Origin of the sequence: Streptomyces sp. SBT349 (assembly GCF_001083795.1) — a bacterium.
Taxonomy (GTDB): Bacteria; Actinomycetota; Actinomycetes; order Streptomycetales; family Streptomycetaceae; genus Streptomyces.
Genome location: NZ_LAVK01000453.1, coordinates 1 through 5,001, shown reverse-complemented (window position 1 = coordinate 5,001; position 5,001 = coordinate 1). Strand labels below are relative to the sequence as shown.

4 protein-coding genes are annotated in these 5,001 nt (G+C 76.0%); all 4 read left to right on the top strand.

The features are described 5' to 3' along the window. Positions 1–1,420 (top strand): ABC transporter substrate-binding protein (locus ADY01_RS32600; RefSeq protein WP_159001565.1); only part of this gene is annotated, 1,420 nt, incomplete at its 5' end. Further along, entirely contained in the window at positions 1,417–2,286 is an 870-nt protein-coding gene (locus tag ADY01_RS41100; protein WP_053171454.1) for an ABC transporter ATP-binding protein, read from the top strand. The genes ADY01_RS32600 and ADY01_RS41100, both read left to right, overlap by 4 nt. Beyond that, positions 2,169–2,921 carry an ABC transporter ATP-binding protein gene (locus tag ADY01_RS37655; protein ID WP_234320503.1) on the top strand — a complete coding sequence of 251 codons (753 nt, stop codon included), beginning with the start codon at positions 2,169–2,171 and terminating at the stop codon, positions 2,919–2,921. The genes ADY01_RS41100 and ADY01_RS37655 overlap by 118 nt, the downstream gene beginning before the upstream one ends. After that, the gene (locus ADY01_RS32585; protein WP_053171451.1) at positions 2,918–4,990 is read left to right on the top strand and encodes an MGH1-like glycoside hydrolase domain-containing protein; all 2,073 of its coding nucleotides are present in this window, start codon (positions 2,918–2,920) and stop codon (positions 4,988–4,990) included. Before ADY01_RS37655 ends, ADY01_RS32585 begins: the two co-directional genes overlap by 4 nt. Positions 4,991–5,001 lie beyond the last annotated feature (11 nt).

Genomic DNA, 5,001 nt, shown 5'->3' with positions numbered 1-5,001 from the left:
GGGCGGGGACGGCGGCGCGGTGACGGCCGCGGGGACCTACCCGATCGAGAGCCTGGACCCGCACGGCGCGCAGGGCGCCTCCACCGGCACGCAGTTCGCCGGGCAGGCGCTGTTCAGCCGCCTGGTCAAGCCCGAGGCGGACGGCACGCTCACCTCCGACCTGGCCGAGTCCTGGGAGGCCAACGAGGACGTCACCGAGTGGACGTTCACCCTCCGCGAGGGTGTGACCTTCTCGGACGGGCGGGAGGTGACGGCCGAGGACGTGGTCGCCTCGTTCGAGCGGATGATGAGCCTCGACGGGCCCAACGCGGCGAACTTCCCCGGCGCCACCATGACCGCGCCCTCCCCCACCGAGGTGGTGCTGACCAGCCCGGTGCCCGACGCCTCGGTCCCCGGCAAGCTGGTGCTCTTCTACGTGCTGCCCGCGGGGGTCGCGGCGGACGACGCGGAGTTCTTCGGCGACCCCGTGGGCTCGGGCCCGTTCACCGTGGACGGGTTCACCCCGGGCGAGACGCTGGAACTGGTGCCCAACGAGGAGTACGCGGGCGACGTGCCGCGGGCCGGGCGGGTGGTCGTGCGGAACATCCCCGAGCTCTCCGCCCGGCTGACCGCGCTGCGCACCGGCGAGGTGGACGTGGTCTGGGGCATCCCGGACGACCAGCTGGCGACGCTGGAGGGCGAGGAGGGGCTGACCGTGGAGACGGTGCCGAGCACCGCCGAGTTCACCATGTGGTTCAACTCGGGGGTGCCCGCGCTGGAGGACGCGGCGGTGCGGCGGGCGCTGTGGCAGGCCGTCGACTTCGGCACGATCATCGAGCAGCTGTACCCCGAGACCGGGGAGCCCGCCGACGCGCCCGTCTCGCCCGTCGTGCTCGGATACGCGCCGCAGGAGCCGGTGGAGCACGACCCGGAGGCGGCGCGGGCCGCGCTGGAGGACGCCGGGTTCGACTTCTCGCGGACGCTGCGCCTCCAGTTCGCCAACGCCGAGTTCCGCCCGTTCATCCAGGCCGTGGTCTCCGACCTGGAGGAGATCGGGGTGCGCGTCGAACCGCTGGAGAAGGAGCAGGCCGTCTTCACCGAGGACCTGCTCGCCCTCAACTGGGACATCAACTTCCAGCAGCTGGCCACCCCGACGTTCGACGCCGCGAGCAACCTGGGCCGCCTCTACCCCTGCGAGGCGGGGCGCAACGGCTACTGCAACCCGGAGCTGGACGAGCTGCTGGCCGCCGCCGCGGGGACCGCCGACGAGGCGGAGCGGACCGCTCTGTACGGGGACGCGAGCGAGATCATCTGGCGGGACGCGGTGGGCATGTACCCGATGGCGGTGTCCATCGCCTACGCCTGGAACGACGGCCTGGAGGGCATGGAGCCGGACGCGAGCGGGCTGCCCGACTTCTCCGGCGTGGTGAACGGATCGTGATCGCCGAGAAGGCGCCCCCCGCCGCGCCGGGCTCCCTGCTGCGGATCGACGGGCTGACCGTCGACCTGCCGGGGACGCCCCGGGTGGTGGACGGCGTGTCGTTCGGCATCGGCGAGGGCCGCACGGTCGGGCTGATCGGCGAGTCGGGCAGCGGCAAGACGATGACCGCGCGGGCCGTGATCGGGCTGCTGCCCGAGGGCGGCGAGGCCGGGGGCCGCCTGGAGTGGCGCGGCGAGGACCTGCTGCGCGCGGACGCGGCCAGGCGCCGGGCGGCGCGCGGGCGCGAGATCGCGATGATCTTCCAGGACCCGCTGGCGGCGCTCAACCCGACGCAGCGGATCGGCCGTCAGGTGGGCGAGATCCTGCGCCGCGCCGGGCGCCCGCGGGCCGAGGTGGAGCGGCGGGTGGTCGAGCTGCTCACCCTCGCCGGGGTGCCCGAGCCCGCGGCACGGGCGCGCCGCTACCCGCACGAGCTCTCGGGCGGCCTGCGGCAACGGGCCATGATCGCGCTCGCCCTGGCCGGTTCGCCCGCGCTGCTGCTGGCCGACGAGCCGACGACCGCGCTCGACGTCACGGTGCAGGCACGGATCCTGCGGCTGCTGCGCTCGGTGCAGCGGGCCGAGGGCCTGGCGATGCTGCTGGTCAGCCACGACCTGCGGGTGGTGGCCCACACGGCGGACGAGGTGGTCGTGATGTACGCGGGGCGCGTGGCGGAACGCGGCGGGGCGCGTTCACCGCGGTGGACGGCGTGGATCTGTCGGTCGGGCCCGAGGAGACGCTGGGCCTGGTCGGCGAGTCGGGCTCGGGCAAGACGACGGTGGCCCGCTGCGTCACGGGTCTGGTGCGGCCCGACGCCGGCACGCTGACGTTCGGCGGCCGTCCGCTGGAGCGGGCCGGGCGGCGCTCCGGGGAGCTGCGGCGCGCCATCCAGATGGTGTTCCAGGACCCGCGGTCCTCGCTGAACCCGCGGATGACCGTGGCCTCGGTGATCGGCGAGGCGTGGCGCACGCACCCGGCCGCGGCGCCGCCGGGCGACCGCGAGGAGGCGCTGCGGCGGCTGCTGGCCGACGTGGGGCTGGACGGGGAGGTGGCGCGCCGCAGGGCGGGCGAGCTGTCCGGCGGTCAGTGTCAACGGGTGTCCATCGCCCGGGCGCTGGCGGTCTCGCCCGAGCTGCTGGTGTGCGACGAGGCGGTCTCGGCGCTGGACGTGTCGGTGCAGGCGCAGATCCTTCGGCTGCTGGTCGAGCTGCGCGGAACGCACCGGCTGGCGCTGCTGTTCATCACGCACGACCTGGGCGTGGTGCGGCAGATCGCGGACCGGGTGGCGGTGATGCGCCGGGGCGTGATCGTCGAGGAGGGCCCGGCCGAGCAGGTGCTCGGGAACCCGCGGCACGAGTACACCCGCGCCCTGCTGGACGCGGCGCTCGACCTGGACACCGCGCCGGAGCGCGAGCCGGGCGCGGGCCCGGAGCCCCACGACAAGGGAGAGGTGACCGCGTGAGTACGGTGCTGCCCGTTCCGGCGGGGTGGAACACCTGGGACGTGCGCCATCACACGGGCATGAGCCACCTGCCCTCCGGGCCGCGCGTGCGGTTCGGCCTGGTGGGCGAGGACGGGCCGGTGGTGGACGGGTTCACCTGGCGGGACGGCCTGGTCCGGCTGGGGCACCACGCCGTGGACGGCTCGTTCGCCGAGGTGACCGTCGAGGCCGGGGGCGTGGCGCTGCGGCTGGCGTTCGGTGGCGGCACGGGCGACGTGCTGCACGCCACGGCGGAGACGGCCGGGGCGGCGGTCCTGGTGGTGGAGGGCGGCGGCGCGGACGGCGACGGGGGCTGGGACGTGGACGTCTCCCCCGCCACCGAGCCCGCGACGCGCCCCGACGGCGCGCGGGTGTGGACGTTCCCGCCCGGGGGCGCCGCCGTGCGCGTCGCGCCGCCCGGCACGCCGGGCTCGGTGGCCGACACCCCGGGCGCGCTCGCCGCGCGCCGCGCCGGCGCGGAGGCGGCGCGGCTGCGTTCCTCCGGCTGGCTCGGCGACGCGGCCGACGCCCTCACCCGGGCCGTCACCTGGAACACCGTGTACGCCCCGGGACCCGGCCGGGTGATGACCGTGACCTCCCGCGACTTCGTGTCGGCCGAGCGGCGCGGCTTCTACGGCACCTGGGCGCTGCACGCGTGGGACACGTTCTTCACGGGCCTGGCCGCCACCGCCGTGGACCGCGCCTACGCGCGGGGCGTGTTCGGCCAGATCCTTCCGCACGCCACCGCCTCCGGCATGATCCCCAACCGGGTCTCCGACGAGCGGGGCCGCACCGACGACCGTTCGCAGCCGCCGGTGGGCGCGTTGACCGTGTACCGGGCGTATCTGGCGGGCGGCCTCAGCCATGCCACCCGCGACCGGGCGCTGCTGGAGGAGACGTTCCCCGCGCTGCTGGCCTGGCACGACTGGTGGCCGCGCGCCCGCCGGGGCCCGCACGGGCTGCTCGCCTGGGGCTCCGATCCGGTCGAGGGCGACGCGGAGTCGGCGACGCTGGACCGCGCCAAGCGCGAGTCGGGCCTCGACGATTCGCCGATGTACGACGAGGCCGCCTACGACCCGGCGACGGGCACCATGGACCTGGCCGACGTCGGGCTGAACGCGCTGCACATCGCGGACGCCGAGGCGCTGGCCGACATCGCGGGCCTGCTGGGCGACGCGGCGGCGGAGTGCCGCCTGCGTGCCGAGGCGGCGGGGGCGCGCGCCGCGGTGGACGCGCTGCTGTGGGACGAGGAGGCCGGGGGGTACCGCAACCTGCGGGCCGCCGGCGGCCACGACCCGCATGTGGCGCCCACCCTGCTCTACCCGCTGCTGGCCGGGGTTCCCGACGAGGAACGGGCCCGCGCGGTGGCCGAGGCGCTGCTGCGGCCCGGGACCCTCGGCGGGGAACGCCCCCTGCCCAGCGTGGCGAGGGACGACCCGGGGTTCGCCGCCACCTACTGGCGCGGCCGGATCTGGGCGCCGATGGCCTACCTGGCCGTCGAGGGCCTGCGGCGTTACGGGCTGCGGGCGGCGAGCCGCCCGGTGGTCGACGCGCTGCTGCGGCTGTTCCTCGACGAGTGGCGTCTGCACAGCCACGTCCGGGAGAACTACCCGGCCGCGCCGGACGAGGACCTCACCGGACTGCCGGCCCGCTCGGACGGCCTGATGGCCTGGGGCGGTCTGCTGGGGCACCTGGCGTTCGGCGAGCTGGCCGACGCCGCGCCGGGCGGCTGGCGCTTCGCGCACCCGGGCGAGCCCGCCGGGCTGACGGGCCTGCCGCTGGGCGAAGGCCGCCTGTCCGTGGACGCGGGCGACCGGCTCACCGTGTCACTGGACGGCCTGCCGCTGCTCGACGCGTCGCCCTCCGTGGTGATCAGCGGCTACGAGCGGACCGCGACCGTCGTCAGGGGCACCGCCGAGGGCACGGGCGACGTCCTGGTGACCCCGCCGGGCGGTGGCGCGCCGGTCCGGCTCGCCGTCGAGGGCGACGCCCGGCGCTTCGAGATCCCGGGGGTCCCGCGCGTCCCCGGTCCCGGCTCCCATCTCTTATAACCATCTGACGC